Origin of the sequence: Shouchella xiaoxiensis, assembly GCF_016907895.1 — a bacterium.
Lineage (GTDB): Bacteria > Bacillota > Bacilli > Bacillales > Bacillaceae_D > Shouchella > Shouchella xiaoxiensis.
Genome location: NZ_JAFBCV010000001.1, coordinates 512,302 through 534,736, shown reverse-complemented (window position 1 = coordinate 534,736; position 22,435 = coordinate 512,302). Strand labels below are relative to the sequence as shown.

Below are 22,435 nucleotides of genomic sequence, written 5' to 3'. Positions count from 1 at the left end.
TTACCTAAAAACACCGCTTTTCCCATTAATAACATCGGCAAGACAATCCTGATGCTGTTGATTAAAAAGTGGTGGGCATTTCTTTGGATCAAAAAAAGCTAATTGGATCGTCTCTTCATTCGGTTTTGTTAACAACTTTCCACCTGACACTGTCCCTTTAAAAAAATGAAGGACACTTTGTGCTTTATCGCCGTTTGGATATTCACTAAAGTAGTTTGAGTAAACCCCTATCAGGGAAAGCACATTTACAAGAAGCCCAGTTTCTTCAAAAACTTCCCTTTTTGCACAAGTTTCGACAGATTCTCCAAGCTCAAGAGCTCCGCCAGGAAAGCCCCATTGGTTAGAATCCGCTCTTTTTTGGAGTAAAATCTCTCCTTGATTATTTTCTACACAGATTCCGGCAAAGTTCAAAATGATCGCTTCTTGTCCAACTTTCTGCCGAATGTTTTTAATATAGTCGATTAGAGTCAACTCCCTACTTATTATCTGTCTCTATCATACGTGATCATAACTTGTTCGAAAAGCGGTTCTAGCTTGTTTTTACCACGAATAGCTATGAAGAAAGTGATGCCTTTGCTTCCAAGCAGCCAGTTGTATCCGTTTTCAACTTCCCGTGGTTACTTGGGAAACCTATCCCAAATCGTGGAACTTTGGTCAGGTTTGATCACCTTTTCCTTCATTCCACATTACAAACATAAGGACTATCTTTCTGAGGAGGAACAAAGTATGGCTGAGTTTGTTGCTGAATTAGTTGGTACCATGATCTTAATCATTTTTGGTGCTGGAGTCGTTGCTGGCGTCAGCTTGCGTCAGTCTAAAGGAGAAGGAGCCGGCTGGATTGCCATTTCGCTTGGCTGGGGTTTTGCTGTTGCTTTAGGTGTTTACGTCTCGGGTACCGTTAGTGATGCTCATTTAAATCCGGCTGTTACGCTCGCTTTTGCGACAATTGGTGAATTTCCTTGGGCGCAGGTACCAGGTTATATTATTGGTCAATTAATTGGTGCTTTCTTAGGGGCAGTCGTAGTATTCTTACATTACTACCCTCACTGGAAAAACACACCTGATCCAAGTACAAAATTAGGTGTGTTCGCGACTGGACCAGCAATTCGTCACCTCACTTCAAATTTTTTCAGTGAATTTATCGGTACTGCTGTATTAATCTTTGGTTTACTTGCGATTGGAGCTAATACGTTCAGTGATGGATTAAACCCGCTAATTGTCGGTGTTTTAATTGCCGCTATTGGTCTATCCTTAGGTGGCCCAACTGGCTATGCGATTAACCCAGCGCGTGATTTAGGACCAAGACTTGCACACGCAATTTTACCTATTGACAAGAAAGGACCTTCTGACTGGGCATATGCATGGGTTCCTATCTTTGGACCAATCGCCGGTGGTATTGTTGGTGCCGTATTGTTTACACTTGTTTTTTAGTATAAAAATAATCAACTAAAAGGAGCTTATCTCAATGTCAAAAAAATTCATTCTAGCGATTGATCAAGGAACAACTAGTTCGAGAGCCATTCTTTTTAATGATCAAGGAGACTTGCTCCAAACGTCACAGCGGGAGTTCAAACAATATTTTCCGCAACCAGGTTGGGTTGAACATAATGCTAATGAAATATGGTCATCGGTACTCAGCGTCATTGCAGAGCTATTTTCAGAATCAAAGGCTACGCCAAAAGACATTGCCGCAATTGGCATAACCAATCAACGTGAAACAACAGTTGTTTGGGACAAAAATACTGGTAAGCCGATCTATAACGCGCTTGTTTGGCAGTCTAGGCAAACCGAAAGCATTTGTCGCGACTTGCGTCAAGCCGGGCATAACGACACATTCAGGAAGAAAACTGGCTTATTGCTTGATCCTTACTTTTCAGGAACAAAAGTAAAGTGGATCCTTGACCATGTCGACGGTGCGCGGGAACGGGCTGAAAAAGGTGAGCTCCTCTTTGGAACAATTGATACATGGCTTATTTGGAAACTAAGCGGTGGTAAAGCACATGTGACCGACTATACGAACGCTGCCAGAACCCTTATGTACAACATCCATGATTTGAAGTGGGATGAAGAATTATTGGATTTGCTTGACGTTCCAAAAGCAATGTTACCTGAAGTCCATTCTTCTTCAGAAGTTTATGCTCATACAGTTGATTATCATTTCTTTGGAGAACAAGTTCCAATTGCTGGCGTCGCCGGTGATCAGCATGCTGCCTTATTTGGGCAAGCTTGCTTCGAAAAAGGTATGGTAAAAAGCACATACGGTACAGGTAACTTTATTTTGATGAATACAGGTGATACAGCGGTTGAATCAAAGAATGGACTATTAACAACGCTTGCTTGGGGAATTGATGGAAAAGTTGAGTATGCTTTAGAAGGTAGTGTGTTTGTTTCTGGTTCTGCGATTCAATGGTTGCGCGATGGTTTAAAAATCATTGAAAATGCCCCACAAAGTGAAGAATTAGCGACGCGCGTCACATCAGCCGATGGTGTTTACCTCGTTCCAGCATTTGTTGGACTTGGAACGCCGTATTGGGATAGCGATGCACGTGGAGCGATGTTTGGATTAACTCGAGGGACAGAACGTTCGCATATCGTTCGAGCTACACTAGAATCACTCGCCTATCAGACGAAGGACGTTATGGCTGCTATGGAATCCGATGCAGGGATTGAATCAAAAAAACTACGGGCTGATGGCGGCGCAGTTGCAAATGATTTCTTAATGCAGTTCCAAAGCGACTTGCTCGATGCCCCGGTTGAAATTCCAACGGTTACGGAAACAACCGCACTTGGAGCGGCTTACCTTGCCGGTCTTGCTGTTGGAATATGGGAAAGCAAAGATGACATCGCCAAGAAATGGGATATGGACCGATCGTTTGAACCTAAAATGGATGAGAGCGAACGTGATGCATTGTACAATGGGTGGAGAAAAGCAGTTGATGCAACAATGGCATTTAAACCGAACGAATCCAAATAAAAAAACGTCCTTGTGATTAATCACAAGGACGTTTTTTACATGCTTATTTTTAAATATTGATTGTTGAGATGATTCATTGCTCTTTCTACATCTTGATAGTGATGAACATCCTGAAATTGAATTCCTAAATGAACGGATGTTTGAGCAATTTGTGGACGCATTCCAGACAGTGATACTTGAACACCCGTCAACAAAAGGCTTTGAACTAATTTTTGAATTTGATGAGCGAACATCGTATCCATGAAGTACAAGCCCGATAGATCAATAAGTAAATGATTTACATTTCGTTTGGAGCACTCTTCAAGTATGGTTTCAAACGCATCACTTACATGCGCCGCTTCAATCTCTCCTACTAACGGTAATAGAGCCACGTAACGGTTTAATGAAATAATAGGTGTAGACAATTGAGAGATAATCTCTTTCTTCTTTAATTCCTGTTTTTCTTGTATCTGCTCATATAATTGAGTAATTTTTACAATAAGAGCTTGCATTTCTTCAATTATTTGCTTCTTAGCCAGCTCTTTCTCATCAGCGAACTCATCTTCAAAGAAGTCGTCAACGAGGCTTACATACTGGTTTTGCGTTTGAAACAAATCCTTTAATCTTTCGGTTGTATTTGATTGAATCGCTCCCTCACTCATCCCAACGGTCTCTAGCCATTGATTGATTCCAGCAGCATACGAATCGTAATCAGAGCGAAACATTTGCAGAAAATGACTATGAAAACTTAATGCCTGTTCTTTTCTTTGTGCTTTGGTTATGTTATTTGTTAGTTGATCCCCTTCTTTTCCATTGAAACGTTCACTATCTACCCAATCTTCCACAAGTAGAGTTAATTTGTTCATCAAGAAATCATACAGTGATTGCGAATGAATCATGTTTTGCATCCTCATCTCTTAATCAAGCTTATCTACCCCGGTGTTCAATTTCTTTTTTTATGGAACGTTTAAATCATGAAGGATTCCTTCTTGTTAGATAGCCAAGTTTACACATTACTAAACCTATTATTGTTGAAAGATGTTTCAATTCTATAAACATGTTTAAAAGCCCAACCATTAATGTGACGGTTGAGCCTAATACTTGCCTCAAGCTAGCAAGATCAAAAGCTGGCTTTTTTTAAATCTACCTTACTCTGATTTTTAATACCGCAATTTAAGCAACATGTCTCTTATTTCTTCATCTTTCATTACGATGTCATGGTATCGCTGAGTGATTTTTGTTAAGGCAATATCATGAAAGAAAAATTCCGAAAAAAACGTGACTAGCGGTGGAGATTGGGTTCGAATAGCTTTCCAATCTCCATCTTCCATACCAGCAAAAATTAGTTCCTTTCCATCAACTAGCAAAATCCGACTTCTTTCTAATGACGAATGCCCTTGACTAGGAATAAGCGTTGATACAGAAGGTATGTCAGTCGTTATGGAACCAATTGTATGAATGTTAATGTCTAGTCCGAACGAATGTTTTTTTTCAAGTACGGGCAGGAACAACGCTAAATCATCTGCCCAAGCAGAAATATGAATCGACTCTCTCGCACCTTCACTTAATTCTTTCATAACAGATGTAATCGATTGGTTTTCTTTTAAAGTCCAGACACGATCGTCAATTTCCATTTCTGCAACTTCAATTTTCTTTAATTCTTCTATATTCGTTTCGAAATCCGTCTTTAATTTCTCAATCATTGCTTCGATAGGAAGCGCTGTGTATTGTCTCTTCTTTTCAATTGTTGCTTCAAGTATAATTCCTTTTTCGCTTAACTTTGTTAACACTTCATATACTTTTGATCGTGGAACTCCAGAACGCTTAACAATGGCGGTTGCATCCAACGCTTGATTGATTGTAATCAAGGATGTATACACTTGACTTTCATATTGGGTGAATCCAAATTGTTGCAGCATAAAAATCCCCTCTTTGACTTTTTCTATCGTCTTCTAAGCATAGACCATTTCCCAAAAACATTTCCACTTGTTTCTCCTGTTTTTAAATGTTACCCTTTTAGGGGTAACATTTAAAAACGAGGTGTTTTATGGATAAACGTGTTTATTTACTAACCGTCGTCTCTTTTGTTGTTGGTTTAGTTGAACTTTTACTAGGAGGAATTCTTCATCTAGTTGCGGACGATCTTCAAGTCTCGCTTGGACAGGTCGGATTGTTAATATCTGTCTTTTCATTTGTATTCGCACTCTCAGGCCCCATTTTGCTAACAGCTACAGCGTCAATTGAACGAAAAAAACTGACGTTATGGACATTGCTCGCTTTTCTTGTAGCTAACATCATAGCTGTTTTTAGCACTGGTTATGCAATGCTATTTATTGCACGAATTCTTTCAGCAATGAGTGCTGCTTTACTTATTTCATTATGCGTTACGATCGCTTCTAATATTGTGACGAAACCCTATCAAGCGCGAGCAATTGGTATTGTGTTCATGGGCGTAAGTGCCTCACTTGTTCTAGGCGTACCGCTAGGACTAATGCTCGGAAATGCGTTTGGCTGGAGAGCCCCGTTTGTTTTAATTGTCATACTAACATCCCTTTCCATCCTATTTGTTTTATTATTTATGGAAAAAATTGCACCTAAGCCGATGATCTCATTAAGAAAACAACTAAGGACGTTAGCAAATATAAAAATTGTACTGATTCAGCTTACTTCCTTTTTCTTTCTTGCGGGCCATTTAACGCTTTATGCCTATTTAACCCCGTTCTTACAAAGTACGCTCGGTCTTGAGGGAAATGCGATCAGCTTGATGTATTTATTATTTGGCATTGCCGCTATCATTGGTGGTGGAGTTGGAGGCATACTTACAGATCGAATCGGTCCGAAAAAAACGATTGTCTCGGTCATTTCTGTCTTTATCATTTCAATCACTTCCATCCCATTTGTTACGTCAATTCTTCCGATTTTTATTATCGTCATGATGGTTTGGAGCATGCTTAGTTGGGCCATTACACCCGCGATGCAAAGCTATCTAATTACAACCTCACCAGATACATCCGACATTCAGCAAAGCTTAAATAACTCCGCTCTGCATTTCGGCATTGCGTTTGGTTCGATGATTGGTGGCGTTGTGATTGAGCAGGCGTATGTTGAGTTAAATGCACTTGTTGGTGGCGCCCTCGCCACTGTCTCTTTATTAATCATCATCATTTCAATGCGTTTAAAAATAAAAAATACTAAGATGAGTTCGAAGGCAGCGTAAATAAGTAAGGCCCTCTCGTTTTTTGTAAAACGAGAGGGCCTTTTATCCGATACCTTTATCTTTCAGCTGTCTAACCATTGGTTAAATCACTTTCAAAAAAAATTTGCTCATTAATTCACAATATGTTATTCTTAGTTTGTAGTTAATCAGATACCTTATACTTGATCTTGCTCACAACTTCACATAATAGTTGCGTGACTAGCAAGTATTCACTTCACAAACATTTTTATGTGAATTTCTTCACAATATAATTTTAGGAGGACGTATTTTATGAAAATTATCGTTATTGGGTGTACACACGCAGGAACAACCGCCGTCCGAAACTTAGCTCGACTTTATCCTCAAGCAACTATTACTGTCTATGAACGAAATAATAATGTATCCTTTCTCTCTTGTGGCATTGCTTTGCATATCGGTGGGATCGTAAAAGAAGCAGACGACTTATTTTATTCATCTCCAGAAGAACTTGAATCACTAGGCGCAAACATGAACCTTGAGCATGATGTTCTTAAAGTCGATCCTGATAAAAAAACGATACTTGTTAAAAACCTTCATACTGGCGAAACCTTTAACGATTCTTATGATAAACTTGTCTTCACAACAGGTTCATCACCGATTATTCCGCCTATTACAGGTGTTGGTTTAAAAAATATCCAGCTCTGCAAAAACTATGAGCAAGCCGAGCAAATTATTGCCAAAGCTTCCGAAGCTAAAAAAATTGCTGTCATTGGTGCTGGATACATTGGTGTTGAGCTTGTTGAAGCATTTGAATCATATGGAAAAGAAGTAACATTTATTGAAGGCGCAGACCGTGTTTTAAATAAATACCTTGATCGAGAATTTACAAACGATGTTGAGCGCGCCTTGATTGATCATAATATAAAGTTAGCTTTAGAAGAAAAAGTCGAATCATTCTCAGGTGATGACACTGGTGCCGTCAAAACAGTACACACGAATAGGCAAACGCATGATGTTGACCTGGTGCTTCTCTGCGTCGGATTCCGACCTCAAACAGATTTAATTCGAGATAAAGTTGAAACATTAGAAAATGGAGCTATCATTGTGAATCAGTATATGCAATCAAGTAATCCCGATATCTTTTCTGCTGGCGATTCTTGTGCAGTATTTCACAATTCATCTCAGCATAACGCCTATATTCCACTTGCAACAAATGCAACAAAAATGGGGACTCTTGTAGCTTACAATATTAACGGACCTAAAATAGCTTACAAAGGAACACAAGGAACGTCAGCTTTAAAACTGTATGATCTTAACTTGGCTTCTACTGGCTTAACAGAAGAAAGCGCAGCAGCATACGGACTAGATGTCCGATCGCACCTACTTGTTGACCATGAGCGACCTACTTTTATGCCGACTGCCGAAGAAGTTAAGCTAAAACTTGTCTATGACAATGATTCCATGCGCATCTTAGGAGCACAAGTTCTTAGTAAAGCTGATCAAACTCAATTAATGAATACCGTATCAGTTTGTATTCAACAGCAAATGACTGTATCAGATTTGGCATTTACTGATTTCTTTTTCCAACCCCATTACAACAAGCCAATCAATCTATTAAATACGCTAGCCCTAAAAATTTTAGCGCAAGAACCAATAAGCACAGACAATAGTACGGAGCTTGTATAGTAAGAAAAAAACGGAGTCAATTATTAACTACTTGTTCTGCCCTATTTCTAGCTTCTAATGAGTCAAAATGTATGACTGGTTCTGAAACGGTTATTGATGGTGGCTGGCCTATACTCAACAATCTAATATAAAAAGGCAATTGAGTTGAATAAGTCTCAATTGCCTTTTTATCATTTCTTTAATGCAGAAACTTAGCGCTAGCATTCCTCTAGCCTTCTGCTCATTTGAAAGCTCTGTTTAAACTAATCCCAATTTGCTTTAGCTACGTTCTTCTATTAAAAATGTTTCGACACGAAAATTAGAAAAAATAAGTTTCAAGCGTCCTTTAATTAAATCGGAATAACGGTTCCTGATGGACCACTGGCATAACGATGAATAGTCACATGACCAGCACTGTTTGCTTGGTTAGGCGCATTAGCGATTGTAACAGCAAAAGTAGAGAAATTAGTAATTTGTATCGTGTCTCCAGCATTATAAGCTTGAACTCGAATAACGAGCGATATACCTGCAGTATCCGAACATGCGATTGGAGCACTTGGGGTTGCGGCACCATTAACGGTTAATCCAAATACTGCACCAGTAGTGGTTCCCGCGGTTTTATTAAGCCCCACACTAATATAGTACATTCCTGGGGTTATAATTGTAAAGGTGCCCGTCGCGGGAACAAACGTTAATCCAGAGTAAGCTCCTGGGGTCATCAAAATAACTGGCGCGCCCGCTAAAATGGTCTGAGCTTGAACATTGCTATTAAAAAATGGTTCAACTGATGATGTTCCAGTAAAACCGGTTGCTCCCGTTAACCCTGTTCCTCCAGTTGGTCCCGTAATTCCGATGGCTCCCGTTAGTCCGGTTGCTCCGCTTGGTCCTGTTGGTCCGGTTACTCCCGTTGACCCTGTAGCGCCAGTTGGTCCCGTCGCTCCGCTTGCTCCAGTGAATCCTGTTATTCCAGTCAACCCAGTAGGTCCTGTTAACCCGGTTACTCCGGTGGCGCCAGTTGCTCCTGTTGGCCCTGTTACTCCCGTCGCTCCGGTTACTCCTGTGGCCCCAGTTGCTCCTGTTGGCCCTGTTACTCCCGTCGATCCGGTTACTCCTGTGGCCCCAGTTGATCCGGTTGACCCTGTTGCCCCAGTGGCGCCGGTGGATCCCGCTAGTCCGGTGGATCCCGTAATCCCGGTGAATCCCGTTAGTCCAGTTACTCCGGTCGATCCGGTGGCTCCAATTGCTCCCGTTGACCCTGTAGCGCCAGTTGCTCCTGTTGGTCCTGTTATTCCAGTCAACCCAGTAGGTCCTGTTGGTCCTGTGGCACCCGCTAACCCTGTTGATCCGGTTGATCCGGTTGATCCTGTTAACCCTGTAGCGCCAGTTGGTCCGGTTATTCCAGTTGATCCCGTTAACCCGGTGGCTCCTGTTGCGCCAGTTAATCCGGTTGACCCTGTGGCTCCTCCTATCCCAGTGGCTCCAGTGGATCCTGATGGGCCAGTCGCTCCGCTTGCTCCTGTCGATCCTGTTATTCCAGTCAACCCAATAGGTCCTGTTGGTCCGGTTGATCCCGTAATCCCGGTGGCTCCTGTTGCGCCAGTTAATCCGGTTGACCCTGTGGCTCCTCCTATCCCAGTGGCTCCAGTGGATCCTGATGGGCCAGTCGCTCCGCTTGCTCCTGTCGATCCTGTTATTCCAGTCAACCCAATAGGTCCTGTTGGTCCGGTTGATCCCGTAATCCCGGTGGCTCCCGTTAGACCAGTTACTCCGGTCGATCCGGTTGGTCCTGTTGATCCCGTCGCTCCGCTTGCTCCAGTGGATCCTGTTAATCCAGTCAACCCAGTAGGTCCTGTTAACCCGGTTACTCCGGTGGCGCCAGTGGCGCCGGTGGATCCCGTTAGTCCGGTTGATCCCGTAATCCCGGTGGCTCCCGTTAGACCAGTTACTCCGGTCGATCCGGTTGGTCCTGTTGGTCCCGTCGCTCCGCTTGCTCCAGTGAATCCTGTTATTCCAGTCAACCCAGTAGGTCCTGTTAACCCGGTTACTCCGGTGGCGCCAGTTGATCCTGTTGGCCCTGTTACTCCCGTTGATCCGGTTGACCCTGTTGCCCCAGTGGCGCCGGTGGATCCCGTAATCCCGGTGAATCCCGTTAGTCCAGTTACTCCGGTCGATCCGGTGGCTCCAATTGCTCCCGTTGACCCTGTAGCGCCAGTTGATCCGGTTGATCCGGTTGACCCCGTTAGCCCTGTTGATCCCGCAATCCCAGTGGCTCCTGTTCCTCCTGTTGCGCCAGTTGGGCCGGTTGACCCTGTTAGTCCTGTTGATCCCGTAATCCCGGTGGCTCCCGTTAAACCGGTTGCTCCTGTCGATCCTGTTGGCCCTGTTATTCCGGTCGATCCGGTTGACCCCGTTAGTCCTGGTGATCCCGTAATCCCTGTGGCTCCACTTGCTCCAGTGGATCCTGTTATTCCAGTCAACCCAATAGGTCCTGTAACTCCGGTGGCCCCCGTTAAACCGGTTACTCCTGTTACTCCGGTTGACCCTGTAGACCCAGTCGCTCCGGTTGATCCCGTAATCCCGGTGGCTCCCGTTAGTCCGGTTACTCCAGTCGAACCGGTTGCACCGCTTGGTCCTGTTGGTCCGGTTACTCCAGTCGCTCCCGTTAAACCGGTTGCTCCTGTTAACCCTGTTGCGCCAGTTGGGCCGGTTGACCCTGTTAGTCCTGTTGATCCCGTAATCCCGGTGGCTCCTGTCGATCCGGTTGCTCCGGCTCCTCCTGTTACTCCGGTTGACCCTGTAGCGCCAGTCGCTCCGGTTGGCCCCGTTAACCCTATAGTGCCAGTTGGGCCGGTTACTCCAGTGGCTCCAATTGATCCGGTTGACCCCGTTAGTCCTGGTGATCCCGTAATCCCTGTGGCTCCACTTGCTCCAGTCGGTCCTGCTAGTCCGCTGGTTCCTGTTGGTCCGGTTATTCCCGTTAAGCCTGTAGCGCCAGTTAGTCCTATTGATCCTGTTGGCCCTGTAATTCCGGTTGCTCCTGTTAACCCTGTTGCTCCCGCAATTCCAGTGGCTCCTGTTAGTCCTGATGGGCCAGTCGCTCCAATTACTCCAGTGGGTCCTGTTATTCCAGTCAACCCAGTAGGTCCTGTAACTCCGGTGATCCCCGTTAACCCCGCTAACCCTGTTGATCCTGTTGGCCCTGTAATTCCGGTTGATCCGGTTGACCCCGTTAGCCCTGTTGATCCTGTGGTGCCAGTCGCTCCAGTTGCTCCGGTTGACCCAGTAGGTCCTGTAGGTCCGGTGACCCCCGTTAAACCGGTTGCTCCTGTTAACCCTGTAGCGCCAGTTGGTCCGGTTGGTCCAATTACTCCAGTTGATCCTGTTAACCCGGTGGCTCCTGTAGTGCCAGTTGGGCCAGTCGCTCCAATTACTCCAGTAGGTCCTGTAGATCCTGTCAATCCGGTTGAACCTGTTTCTCCCGTTACTCCTGTTGCTCCGGTGGCTCCCGTAAACCCAGTTAATACAAGAGCATAGTCTGAAGAATTGCTCGGTGTACCTGTTGGTGAGTTAACCAACACCCGGTATATGCTTCCGTTAAACGATACCAATTCACCTGAAATTAAAGATGGTCTTATTAATTCTGAGAAGGGAATGACTTGCTCAAATCCAACACCTGTTGCCCCGGTTGGACCTGTGGGCCCTATAGAACCAGTCGGTCCCACTCCTCCTGTAATACCAGTTGATTGTGGTGCGCAACATCCACCGAGCTGGCCACCATTTGTAGAACTTCTTCTAAAAGTTTGAAATCCTGAACATTGGTTAGTAAACACGTCTGCCCCCCCTACTTGCCAACTTTCATCATAAGTAGGCGTTTCTTTTTTATGCTATGGACATTACGAGTAAATTGTTATTACTCTTTTAAAAAAGTATTAAAACAAAATGCTTGACTTCATAAACCCGAGTAAATATATTAGGATTATTGGATAATTGACTGACGAGTCAATCAAGAGGAAAGGAACGATTATGATCATTACAGATAATAACCGTCTTTTAATGGATGCTGCTTTACCTTTATTTGCTCAGAATGGCTTTCATAAAACGAAAGTCTCTGATATCGTCAAAAAAGCCGGAGTTGCCCAAGGTACGTTCTATTGGCATTTCAAAAATAAAGAAGCCATCGTTGTACGACTTTTAGAAGATGGAGAGCGAAATTTGCTTGATGTCATCCACTCCGGTTACCGCAAGCAGGTTGGTTCATTAACTGATATGGTTGCTTCATCCGAACAACTCATGTTCTCTTTATTCACATATGCAAAAACAAATTGTGATTATATGCAACTGCTGTTTAAAACGGGGCAAGATACTGATAAACAGATTCGCACACAAATTAAAGGCACGTTTGTTGCAATAGAAGCCGCATTTGCTAGCAATATCGCTCGAGCCCAGGAATTACATATGCTTTCTACTAGATACGCTAGCCAAACGTTAGCTGCGATGCTTTCGAGCCTAGTCTTCGGAATGCTAGAACGGTGGCTCTTTCGTCCTGAATCGGACTTATCAGAGATGACGCCAAATGAACTAGCCAAAGTCATCGTTTCATTTGAATTTTTTGGGTTACAGGGTCTACCCTTGTCCCAATCATAGAAAGGGAGGTGAACGAGCTGGCATTCTTAAAAAAAATATTGTTCCAAGTCATCCCAAGTTTACTCATTTTGACGTTCATTATCTTTTGTCTCGTTTACGTCGCTGGAGATCCAGCCTCGATGATGCTCCCGGAAAATGCGACAGCTGCAGACCGAGAGGCTCTGAGGGAGTCACTTGGCCTGAATGAACCTTTTTTAACACAATATACAGCTTTTTTAGGGGATTTAATCCGCGGTGACTTTGGAACATCCTTACAGTACCAGCAACCAGCAACAGACTTAGTCTTAAGCCGCCTAACAGCTACGCTTTCACTTTCGTTAATTGCGATGTTCATTGCCATTGTCATTTCAATTCCACTTGGAATTTATGCAGCTTTAAAACGAAATACAGTACTGGATTTTCTAATATCTGGAGTATCGATTGTTGGAAAAGCGATGCCAAACTTCTGGATCGGAATTATGCTCATTTTGTTTTTAGCCGTGATCTTTCCAATCTTCCCTGTTTCAGGAGCCTCTTCCCCGCTGCATTTCGTCTTACCTGCTTTTACATTAGGGATTGCACTGGCGGCGGAAATGACACGGTTAACTCGGGCCAGTGTTTTGGAAGTAATTGAACAAGAATTTGTACAAACGGCACGAGCAAAAGGACAAAAAGAACGCATTGTTATTGGAAAACATGTGTTTCTAAATGCACTTATTCCTATCGTTACAATTATTGGTCTGCAATTTCCTCAATTAATTGGTGGAGCAATCGTGGTGGAAACAGTCTTTTCTTGGCCAGGGATCGGCCGCCTGTTGCTTACGGCAATGGAAAACAGCGATATGGCAGTTGTCCAAGCAATTGTCTTCGTTATTGCATTTATTACGATCACCGTCAATTTATTAACTGATTTACTTTACCGGGTGCTTGACCCACGAATTAAATATGATTAGGAGGCGTTATCGATGGCAGCTTTAACGAAATTAAATGACACGATACGCCGTCGTTTTTTACCAAATGTGTCACCACTAGGTTTACTCGGTTTAGTATCCATTCTTGCGATTACAATCCTTGCGGTGTGTGCACCATGGATTGTTCCTTACGATCCGTGGCAAATCATACCAACGCAACGACTCGTCCCCCCATTTTGGATGGAGAATGGTTCAACTGCCCATTTACTCGGTACAGACAACCTAGGCAGAGATATGCTTAGCCGGCTCATCTACGGGGCGCGAGTTTCACTGCTCGTTGGAATTGTCTCTGTCTTGATCGCTGGTGCGATTGGTTTATTTCTTGGACTTGTGTCCGGTTATTTTGGCGGGTGGATTGATGCGGTGACCATGCGTGTTGTTGATGCCATGTTGGCGATTCCAACACTACTGCTTGTTCTTGTGGCGATGGTCGTTCTTGAAGCGAACTTGCTCACTTTGATTCTTGTGATCGGTTTAACAAGCTGGGTCCACTATACCCGCATTGTTCGTGGGGATGTACTCGGTGTAAAAGCTCGGGAATATGTTCAGTCCGCTCAAACTTTAGGAGCTAGCAATTTTTATATCATTCGAAAACATATTTTACCGAATGTCCTTTCTTCCTTTACCGTCATTGCGACCATTGGCGTTGGTACAGCTATTTTGACCGAGTCATCCTTAAGCTTTCTCGGTTTTGGTGTTCAGCCATCAACAATCACGTGGGGAAGCATGTTAAATGATGGGCGTAATTATATTGCAACCAGCTGGTGGATTGCGACATTTCCTGGAATAGCTATTACCATCACAGTATTAGCGTTTACCTTCGTTGGTGATTGGTTACGTGATTACCTTGATCCACGTTTAAAAAAAGGAGGCGACGGCGGCGATGAAACAGCATAAACCTTTGCTCTCCGTTGAGAATGTATCTACCTCCTTTCAGGCAGGTAAGCAACAGTCAACTGTTGTAAAAGACGTCTCCTTTACTGTCCAACCAGGCGAAATTGTAGCGATAGTAGGTGAATCAGGCAGTGGCAAAAGCGTAACATCCTTATCTATTATGGGCTTATTGAAGAAAAATGCTCAAATAACCGGATCAATCGTTTATAACGGACAAGATCTGCTCACTCTAACAAATAAGCAGCGTCGACTTCTACGTGGCAGTGAAATGTCGATGATTTTCCAAGAACCGATGTCTTCTCTAAATCCAATGTTACGTATCCGCTCTCAGATCGCTGAAGTGCTAACCATTCATCAACCGAGCTGGACGAAGAAACAAATTACACAAAAAACAATTGATTTATTAACTCAAGTGGATATACCTAACCCTGAGCAAACAGCCTTGCGTTTTCCCCACCAGCTTTCAGGAGGAATGCGCCAGCGTGTCATGATTGCCATTGCCTTAGCATGTGACCCGAAGCTTTTAATTGCAGATGAACCAACAACCGCTTTAGATGTAACTACTCAGGCACAAATCTTGTCATTAATTAAAACGTTGAATGAAAAAAACGGTACAGGCGTTGTTTTTATCACTCATGACCTTAGCGTTGTGGCAAGTATCGCGGATCGAGTGCTCGTTATGTACGCTGGCCGGATTGTTGAGGAAGCAACGGTCTTTGATTTATTTGATCAACCAAAGCATCCCTATACAATTGGTCTCATTGAAGCGATGCCGACACTTGATACTGAAAACGAAAGCTTGAATGCCATTGCTGGTAATCCACCAAATATCGCAAAGCTTCCAAGCGGCTGTTCCTTTCATCCACGCTGTCCATGGGCAACAGATGCTTGTACGGAGAAAGTACCTGCGCTTGATGAAAAGTCAGCCAATCATTTTGCTCGATGCATTCATGCGAATAAGGAGGCCATCAAATGAACGAAATCACTCCTTTACTTGAGGTAAAGCAGCTAAGCAAAACCTTCTCCTTGAGCAACAAAGAACGCGGTAGCTCGAAGTCAACCTTAAAAGCAGTAAATAATGTCAGTTTTCGTTTATACAAAGGTGAGACGCTTGGAATTGTTGGCGAATCGGGGTCAGGCAAATCAACCATTGCCAAAATGATTCTACAGTTACTTGAACCTAGCTCAGGCTCAGTTTATTTTGCTGGAGAAGATGTAGGAAAGCTATCAAAAACAGCTAAGAAACAGCAGAAGGCTACAATTCAAGCAGTCTTTCAAGATCCTTATGCCTCACTTAATCCGCGAATGAGAGCAAAAGAAATTGTGACCGAACCGCTACTCATTCACAAACGAATGAAAAAAGCAGAACGATCTAAACGAGCCCTTTCCCTCCTTGAAGAAGTTGGACTCGGTAGACAACATTTAGATCGTTACCCACATGAATTTAGCGGTGGCCAGCGTCAAAGACTTAGCATTGCTCGTGCAATTGCCTTAAAACCAGATCTCATTGTTTGCGATGAAGCAGTTTCTGCTTTAGATGTCTCAACGCAAGCACAAATTCTAAACTTATTAAAAGAGTTACAGTTGGTTCACGGTTTATCGTACTTGTTTATCGCTCATGGTTTACCAGTTGTCAAACATATAAGTGACCGGGTTGCGATTATGAAAGAAGGAGAGCTAATTGAAATTGGAGAGACAAAACAAATCTTTCATGATCCAAAAGAACCCTATACAAAAGCACTGTTACAAGCTGTCCCTCCCGCTCATCCGAGAGATAGACAAACGAATTAAATTTATGGAGGTTACAAACATGAAAAAAGCCTTACTTGCTAGTACATTATTCTCTGTTATTGCCTTATCTGCATGTGGATTTGATGATCCTGACGGTGGAAGTCCAGCAGAACCGAGTGAAGAATCAAGCGGTTATGAATTGCTTACCATTGCCAACCCTGCCGATATTACGACGTTTGATCCGCATAACAACAGCGTCATTACCACTTCAGCTGTTTTAGTCAATCTATATAGCAAACTTGTGCAACGAGATGACGCTGGCGAAATTGTAGCTGACTTGGCAACGGATTGGGAGCCTATTGATGAAACAACTTGGGAATTCCGCTTGCGTGATGATGTTACTTTCCACAACGGTGATGCTTTTACAGCGAATGATGTCGCTTTTTCACTTGAGCGAGTTGCCAATGATACATCACTGCAACAGAACTCTACATTTAACCAAATTGAAACCGTTGAGGTTGTTGATGAGTATACTGTGAGAATAACGACAGCTGAACCAGACCCGCAACTGCTTAATCGTCTTTCTATTCCAGCAGCCAGCATTTTGCCTGGTAATTATTTTGAAGAAGTTGGCGCGGAGAGTTTCTTCCAATCTCCAGTTGGAACAGGCCCATTTATGTACGAAAAATGGCAGCAAGATGAAGCAGTCGAACTAAGTAAGTATGCTGATTACTTCGAAGGGGAACCAAATTGGGAACGCGTTCGTTTCAGTGTTGTACCTGAAGACTCCACTCGTGTCTCTGAATTATTGACAGATGGTGTAGATATTGCCTTTAATATTCCTACTGCGGACATGGAGCGAATTGATAACAATGATGGAACGCATGTGGCACTTGAACCGATTCAGCGCGTCATTCAAATGTGGCTCTCTAATGAAGAGGGCGAGCCAACAGCTGATCCTGCTGTCCGTGAAGCAATTGACTTAGCGATTGAAAACCAAGTTATTATTGACGAAATCTTGAACGGGAGTGCCACAGCAACACGTACCCATATTACTCCGGGCAACTTTGGTGCGGATGAATCCCTCTACAACACATACGAATATGACCCTGATCGAGCAATGGAGCTGTTAGCAGAGGCTGGTTATGAAGATGGCGTCACGGTAAACATGTCTGTCAATAATTACTATACGGAAATGGCTGAAGTTGTTGGTGGCATGCTTTCAGATGTTGGTATTACGGCAAATATTGATTTAATTGAGCAAAGCCAATTTGCCAATCGCCTATTTAGTAACGAGTTAGATGAAGCCATTTTCGTTGGCTGGGGCAATGATATGTTTGACGGCAGTGTATTGGAGTTCTTCAAAGAGGATGGCGTTGCACCATATACAAATCCAGAGATTGATGCGCTTTTAGAAGAGGCTGCATACAACATGGATGAAGAGGAACGCATTGCACAATATCAGGAAGTACAGCAAATTCTTGCAGAAGATCGCGGAGCAGTCTACCTTTTTCAACTTCAAGGTCGTTACGGTGTGAATGATCGTCTAGACTATACTCCTCGACTTGATGAATTGTATGATGTAAATGAGATTGAATTAACTAATTAACTGGAAAGGACGTACCTAAATGACTTTACCTGCACTATCGCAATGGAATGCGTTTATGCTCGAAACCTTGCTCGCTAAAGGAATGACAGAAGAAAAGCTATTATTGCATGTGGAAAATCATGATGCAGAAGCACTTAATTCATTTGATCAAACCTTTGATTACAGCGACCTTATCGAGGCAACAACAGAAGATCCTTCTTTAATTAAATCAGCCATTGAATCAGGATACCAAGTTAAGTTCATGTCTACCTTTGGCATAAAACGACTACTTCTCCTAAAATACGGAATTGAAGACGGCGCAGATTATACGATGGGAGAAGCACGCTTTGATGGACTTCACTTGTCTGAAGCGCAGCTGCATGAGTTTGGCGCAATGCTTTCTCCAAACTGGAAACTATTTAGCGAAAAGAAGCAGGACAACTATGGTGTAACCATTGTTCATGCAACAGAAGTGAATTAATTAAAAGCCGTTATGAGAGGTACTCATAACGGCTTTTCTACCTTTATCTCACGATTACTTTTGAAAAAGCCCTGTTAAAAAATCCGGCACCCCGAATTGAGTACTTGGTTGTTCAATAATTTGCATCGGACTTACATCAATGACTTGCAAATCTGAAAATATAGAGCGCAAACTCTCATCCGTAAAGCCTAAACCACCTTGAAGACTACGTCTACGATACACCTCCCAATCTGAAATTACTGCACCACCTAATTGACCACCTTTAAGAAAACATGTTAGTGCAAATCGTCCTTGTGGTTTAAGTGCTTTTCTAACCAATTCAACATAACTCGTTCGTCGATGTGGCGCAATATGATGAAAGCAACCTGAATCATAAACAAAATCATATGTTCCTTCTTGTATATCAAGCTCAAAGACATTTTTATGAATGAAATTGATCTTTAAATTCGCTTTATCCGCACGTTCTTTTGCCCACTTTAATGTTGTACTTGAAAGGTCAACAGCATCAACCTCACACCCTTTTCCGGCAAAATAAAGCGCGTTTCTTCCCGGACCACAGCCGAGCTCGAGTACCTTCCCTACCTTAACTTGGTTCGCTTCAAAATAACGAACCACATTCTCATCCGGAGCTTGAATAAAAAACGGGATCGACCTTTGACGGTCAGCGTAAAATTCATCCCAGAAAGGTTCGGGCTCTCTTAACCACTGATCCAACATCAACAATACATCTTCATTACGATAAATGTCTTCTTTCATTAGAACACCTCTTTTGTAATCGCTTTTAGTCATTATAAAGTAGTTTGATTAAAGGACTATGACAACTACATTAAATCAGATAAAATAGTGTGTGCTTGCATGCAATTAACATACTTCTAATAGGCCTGTAGGATACTAAGTTGATTCATTTTCAATGCCTCAATAGCTAGGCATTTATTTTTATAAAGTTGCTTATAACGATACCAGAAGACTCTTGCTTTAATACAGTTTTTTTATCGTGTTTGCCTCCTATTACAAATGTTACAAATACATGACAGAACATCCTTTTATTAAAGGATTTAGTACCTTAATCTCGCACGGTTACGAAATATAATGTATTTTTTCTAAATTCGCTGTCAATATACGTTCTTTTTTGTCATACTTGTTAGGACAGGTCTTCTTTGAACGTATTCTGCGAGCCCTGTGTGAAAGGAGCTCTATGGTAGAGGAAACGGAAATGATGGATTCAGTTGCCATCTTAAAAAACTTACATCGTTTTGAAATATGTATTGAAACCTTTCCTAATTCTCAACCGTTCATTTTTGAGAAGCATGGAGAGATTGGCTTTTCACCAACTAGCTACTGTTACAACTATAGATCTCAATCACTTGAACAAGGAAAGCCAATGACTGTCTTACTTGATCGCTATGGCTATGACAACATCAAAAATGCATTATCGCGTACGGATTTGGCTGTGTTTCTCGCACGACAACTTCACTTGTAAAAGAGTAAGCAAGCAAGTAGTTATTTACTTGCTTGCTTTTTATTAATCAACTCGTGAGGTAGTCCGCCGGATATAAACCTATCGTTCTTCAGTCGTTATTAAGCGGGAAATAATAAGGAATGTGCTTGAGAAAACGTTTGAGTTCAATGCCAAAATATCGTTCTATTTCTATTTTTAAGCTTTCCTCAAGCTCACAAAACACCTTAACCGCTTCAACCAACTCAAACACATTATATACATCTACAAGTGGCCATATGGTTTTGACTCGCGCCTTATTAGCAAAAGGCAGCAGTGATAAAATCGGACCTTCTTCTTGATCGTTTTCAATTGAAAAATAATCAAATTTTTGAGTGTCCGTATTCGTCATTTGTTTTCGCCACTGATAGAGTGCTTTGTAAAATTCCAACACAGCGATTTCTTCTTGAAAATAAATGTCTCCAGCTATTTTGACCGTAACGAGCGCATCAATAGCTAAAATTTTTGGGACATCTCGTCTGTCTCGATTGGAGATTGCGTCCTTCTCATTAACAAATGTATATATAATTTCTAAGGGGGGATCGTTTATCATTTGATTTCTCCTTAAACAGCTTCTTTTTATAGATAATGATTACATTGTAAACCATACATACGCGCCAGTAAGTAGACGAGGCAGAACAAACTCCTATAAACTTAAACAATTAATCCACCACATCATAGGAGGTTTTCATATGACGGCAGAAATTATATTCGCTTCGAATAAATTAGGAACAGTCCATCCTAATCAAGTTCAATCCATGCTTGATTATCACCACTATGGTCGCTTAGTTGCTTTTGAAAAAACAGGGAACGGAGCAATGGGACAAACGCTGTTTATCAGATCGAGTCATGGCGAGTATGTGCTCAAAGGCAACCCGCTTTATCCAGGTCAGCTCCAAGAAGAGCAATACTTTATTAAACGGCTTCAGCAGCAAACAACCGTACCTTTACCATCACCTTACCACATTAATGAAAACCACAGCCTATTTGGCTGGAGTTATGCGCTTATGCCAAGATTAACAGGGAATCATATCAACGACGAGACGTTGCAAACAAAGGAGTCTCTTGCTGTTGCAGATGCCATTGCAAGAACCTTACTCCAGTTTCATAAATGGACTGAACCGACGTTCGGTCAACTCAATCCAGCAGACCAAACGATCTCACCATTTCAGCATTCCTATACGAACTGGCTTTTCCAGCGAATTCTCTATTGGTTAAACGACGCTTCTCGTTTTTCAACGATTGCGACTAAGGATCTTCGATGGACTGAGAAGAACTTGGAGGATAGTAAACAAGGATTTACCGATTTAACAAGTTCAACTTTTGTAATGGGTGATTTTAAACCTGGTAATTTTTTGATAAACCAAGGTCCTGAAGGTTGGTGCGTAAGCGCCGTATTTGATTTTACGAATGCCTACTTTGCAGACCCGGTATCCGATTTAAGTAAAATGTTGCTCTATTACATGAATGAGAAACAAATGGCTGTGGCAGAACGATTACTCCACACTTATTTTGCTAAGGCGCTCCATGCATCTATGCAGAAACGATTGACTGTGCACCTCATCCATCAGCTGGTCTTAGATTGGGGGAATGCTAAAGCAACGGGGGCTGTAACATGGGATAATGAGTTGCCTTTTCATCAATGGGCTAATCAATATGTTGAACAGCTAAAGCAGCTATGTGCGCGTATATCCACCTTAGATAAAAAGAACTGATTGGCTTTTGTTATCAATCTCTATTAGAAAAAACAATTACCTCTCACGTCAAAAAAACCTTACACTAGAGTAACGAGATACAGAACGAGCGGTGTATCTAAGAATGGAGTTTTTCATGTTTGTCCCTTTGTTTTTAGAGGTCATTTTTCCAATCTTGCTTTTAATCGGTCTTGGTGCGTTCTTGCAGAGACGCTATCAATTCCCACTCACTCCTTTCTCTACCTTACTGACTGTCTGCTTTATGCCCGCAGCTGTGTTTCTAAACATGTACAGGGTTGAGCTCAACTATCAAGTTCTATCGGAAATGCTTGTTTATTTACTCTTATTTACCCTAGCAACTGTACTCCTGTCCCACCTTCTTGGCCGCATCTTAAAGGTGAATGATGGTGAAGGGGCTGCGTTGAAAAATAGCATCTCCTTAATGAATTCAGGGAATTTTGGTTTACCAGTAAGTCAAATGGTGTTTAGTACAAATCCACTTGGGGTCACCATTCAAATATTTGTGCTAGTTTTTCAAAACCTGCTTACTTATACATATGGCTTATATAATTTACTCGCTGCGACAAAAACGTTTAAAGACATCTTACGCTCGCTTATAAAGCTTCCAATCATACATGCATTAATTCTTGGGCTAGCTTTCCAACTATTTCAAATTCCATTGCCTCGTGCGCTTCTCATTCCGCTCGATTATTTGTCAGCAGGATTTATTTCTTTAGCATTGTTACTCTTAGGTGCACAGTTAGCAAACATTCGGATCCGCGTGTACCACAAAATCATTACATGGGCAGTTATTGGTCGCTTAGTTGCAGGACCAGCGCTCTCCCTACTCATTATTTATCTGATTGGTTTAGACGGTGTTGTCGCCCAATCTTTATTTATCGCTAGTTCCTTTCCAACCTCACGGAACACTTCGACGATGGCTATGCAATATCAAGTCGAACCAGAACTTCATGCTCAAGTAGTCTTATACACAACCTTGCTTAGCAGCATCACCGTCACCCTCGTTATCTTTCTTTCATCAATCCTGTTTTAATGACATAAGATAGAATGGCTTTTTGCCATTCTATCTTTTTCGATTGTTCACTGCTTTCGACGAAACCGTCTGCTCCTAAAGCCGTAGATACGAAAGGAATCCTACATAGAA

Annotated in this window: 20 protein-coding genes; 14 read left to right on the top strand and 6 right to left on the bottom strand. The window is 42.5% G+C overall.

Going from position 1 to position 22,435, the window contains the following annotated elements; translation table 11 throughout:
- Positions 1-471, bottom strand: a complete 471-nt coding sequence (locus JOC54_RS02775; RefSeq protein WP_239586535.1) for an NUDIX hydrolase — start codon at positions 469-471, stop codon at positions 1-3.
- A gap of 255 nt (positions 472-726) precedes the next feature.
- Between JOC54_RS02775 and JOC54_RS02770 the strand changes: the two genes are divergently transcribed.
- Positions 727-1,431, top strand: coding sequence for an MIP/aquaporin family protein (locus tag JOC54_RS02770; RefSeq protein WP_035419590.1), 705 nt, complete (start codon positions 727-729; stop codon positions 1,429-1,431).
- Positions 1,432-1,465: 34 nt separating this feature from the next.
- The gene (gene glpK / locus JOC54_RS02765) at positions 1,466-2,974 is read left to right on the top strand and encodes a glycerol kinase GlpK (RefSeq protein ID WP_035440854.1); all 1,509 of its coding nucleotides are present in this window, start codon (positions 1,466-1,468) and stop codon (positions 2,972-2,974) included.
- 35 nt (positions 2,975-3,009) lie between these two features.
- Here the strand turns inward: glpK and JOC54_RS02760 are convergent, their stop codons facing one another.
- Entirely contained in the window at positions 3,010-3,852 is an 843-nt protein-coding gene (locus tag JOC54_RS02760) for an STAS domain-containing protein (protein ID WP_204464274.1), read from the bottom strand.
- 261 nt (positions 3,853-4,113) lie between these two features.
- Complete coding sequence (locus tag JOC54_RS02755) at positions 4,114-4,872, bottom strand: TrmB family transcriptional regulator (RefSeq protein WP_204464273.1); 759 nt, start codon at positions 4,870-4,872, stop codon at positions 4,114-4,116.
- 128 nt (positions 4,873-5,000) lie between these two features.
- On the opposite strand from JOC54_RS02755, the gene JOC54_RS02750 reads away from it, so the two are divergent.
- Together JOC54_RS02750 and JOC54_RS02745 are read left to right on the top strand one after the other, a co-directional pair.
- Positions 5,001-6,170 carry an MFS transporter gene (locus JOC54_RS02750; protein WP_054794209.1) on the top strand — a complete coding sequence of 390 codons (1,170 nt, stop codon included), beginning with the start codon at positions 5,001-5,003 and terminating at the stop codon, positions 6,168-6,170.
- Positions 6,171-6,440: 270 nt separating this feature from the next.
- Positions 6,441-7,814 (top strand): FAD-dependent oxidoreductase, encoded by a 1,374-nt coding sequence (locus JOC54_RS02745; RefSeq protein WP_204464272.1) that lies wholly within the window; start codon positions 6,441-6,443, stop codon positions 7,812-7,814.
- A 329-nt stretch (positions 7,815-8,143) separates the two neighbouring features.
- Here the strand turns inward: JOC54_RS02745 and JOC54_RS02740 are convergent, their stop codons facing one another.
- The gene (locus JOC54_RS02740; RefSeq protein WP_367617752.1) at positions 8,144-11,623 is read right to left on the bottom strand and encodes a beta strand repeat-containing protein; all 3,480 of its coding nucleotides are present in this window, start codon (positions 11,621-11,623) and stop codon (positions 8,144-8,146) included.
- A gap of 193 nt (positions 11,624-11,816) precedes the next feature.
- On the opposite strand from JOC54_RS02740, the gene JOC54_RS02735 reads away from it, so the two are divergent.
- Genes JOC54_RS02735 through JOC54_RS02705 form a run of 7 tightly spaced genes read left to right on the top strand, consistent with a single transcriptional unit; the run spans position 11,817 to position 18,081 of the window.
- The gene (locus JOC54_RS02735; protein WP_204464270.1) at positions 11,817-12,437 is read left to right on the top strand and encodes a TetR/AcrR family transcriptional regulator; all 621 of its coding nucleotides are present in this window, start codon (positions 11,817-11,819) and stop codon (positions 12,435-12,437) included.
- A gap of 17 nt (positions 12,438-12,454) precedes the next feature.
- On the top strand, positions 12,455-13,369 hold the full coding sequence (locus JOC54_RS02730) for an ABC transporter permease (protein ID WP_035419642.1): 915 nt from the start codon (positions 12,455-12,457) through the stop codon (positions 13,367-13,369).
- Positions 13,370-13,381: 12 nt separating this feature from the next.
- The gene (locus JOC54_RS02725) at positions 13,382-14,284 is read left to right on the top strand and encodes an ABC transporter permease (protein ID WP_204464268.1); all 903 of its coding nucleotides are present in this window, start codon (positions 13,382-13,384) and stop codon (positions 14,282-14,284) included.
- A complete protein-coding gene (locus JOC54_RS02720) occupies positions 14,271-15,257 on the top strand; it encodes an ABC transporter ATP-binding protein (RefSeq protein WP_204464267.1) in 987 nt (328 codons plus the stop codon). Before JOC54_RS02725 ends, JOC54_RS02720 begins: the two co-directional genes overlap by 14 nt.
- On the top strand, positions 15,254-16,072 hold the full coding sequence (locus tag JOC54_RS02715; protein WP_054792589.1) for an ATP-binding cassette domain-containing protein: 819 nt from the start codon (positions 15,254-15,256) through the stop codon (positions 16,070-16,072). The genes JOC54_RS02720 and JOC54_RS02715 overlap by 4 nt, the downstream gene beginning before the upstream one ends.
- A 19-nt stretch (positions 16,073-16,091) precedes the next feature.
- Positions 16,092-17,621: an ABC transporter substrate-binding protein gene (locus JOC54_RS02710; protein WP_204464266.1), complete on the top strand. Its 1,530-nt coding sequence runs from the start codon at positions 16,092-16,094 to the stop codon at positions 17,619-17,621.
- A 19-nt stretch (positions 17,622-17,640) separates the two neighbouring features.
- The gene (locus JOC54_RS02705) at positions 17,641-18,081 is read left to right on the top strand and encodes a hypothetical protein (protein WP_204464265.1); all 441 of its coding nucleotides are present in this window, start codon (positions 17,641-17,643) and stop codon (positions 18,079-18,081) included.
- A 54-nt stretch (positions 18,082-18,135) separates the two neighbouring features.
- Here the strand turns inward: JOC54_RS02705 and JOC54_RS02700 are convergent, their stop codons facing one another.
- Complete coding sequence (locus JOC54_RS02700; RefSeq protein WP_204464264.1) at positions 18,136-18,837, bottom strand: class I SAM-dependent methyltransferase; 702 nt, start codon at positions 18,835-18,837, stop codon at positions 18,136-18,138.
- 457 nt (positions 18,838-19,294) lie between these two features.
- Here JOC54_RS02700 and JOC54_RS02695 point away from each other — a divergent pair, with 457 nt between their 5' ends.
- On the top strand, positions 19,295-19,561 hold the full coding sequence (locus tag JOC54_RS02695; protein ID WP_157684028.1) for a hypothetical protein: 267 nt from the start codon (positions 19,295-19,297) through the stop codon (positions 19,559-19,561).
- A gap of 88 nt (positions 19,562-19,649) precedes the next feature.
- On the opposite strand, the gene JOC54_RS02690 is transcribed toward JOC54_RS02695, so the two are convergent.
- On the bottom strand, positions 19,650-20,129 hold the full coding sequence (locus JOC54_RS02690; RefSeq protein ID WP_204464262.1) for a DUF7878 domain-containing protein: 480 nt from the start codon (positions 20,127-20,129) through the stop codon (positions 19,650-19,652).
- A 139-nt stretch (positions 20,130-20,268) separates the two neighbouring features.
- On the opposite strand from JOC54_RS02690, the gene JOC54_RS02685 reads away from it, so the two are divergent.
- Both JOC54_RS02685 and JOC54_RS02680 read left to right on the top strand, forming a co-directional pair.
- Positions 20,269-21,291: an aminoglycoside phosphotransferase family protein gene (locus JOC54_RS02685; RefSeq protein WP_204464261.1), complete on the top strand. Its 1,023-nt coding sequence runs from the start codon at positions 20,269-20,271 to the stop codon at positions 21,289-21,291.
- Between the two features lie 115 nt (positions 21,292-21,406).
- The gene (locus JOC54_RS02680; RefSeq protein WP_204464260.1) at positions 21,407-22,324 is read left to right on the top strand and encodes an AEC family transporter; all 918 of its coding nucleotides are present in this window, start codon (positions 21,407-21,409) and stop codon (positions 22,322-22,324) included.
- The last annotated feature ends 111 nt before the right edge of the window (positions 22,325-22,435 follow it).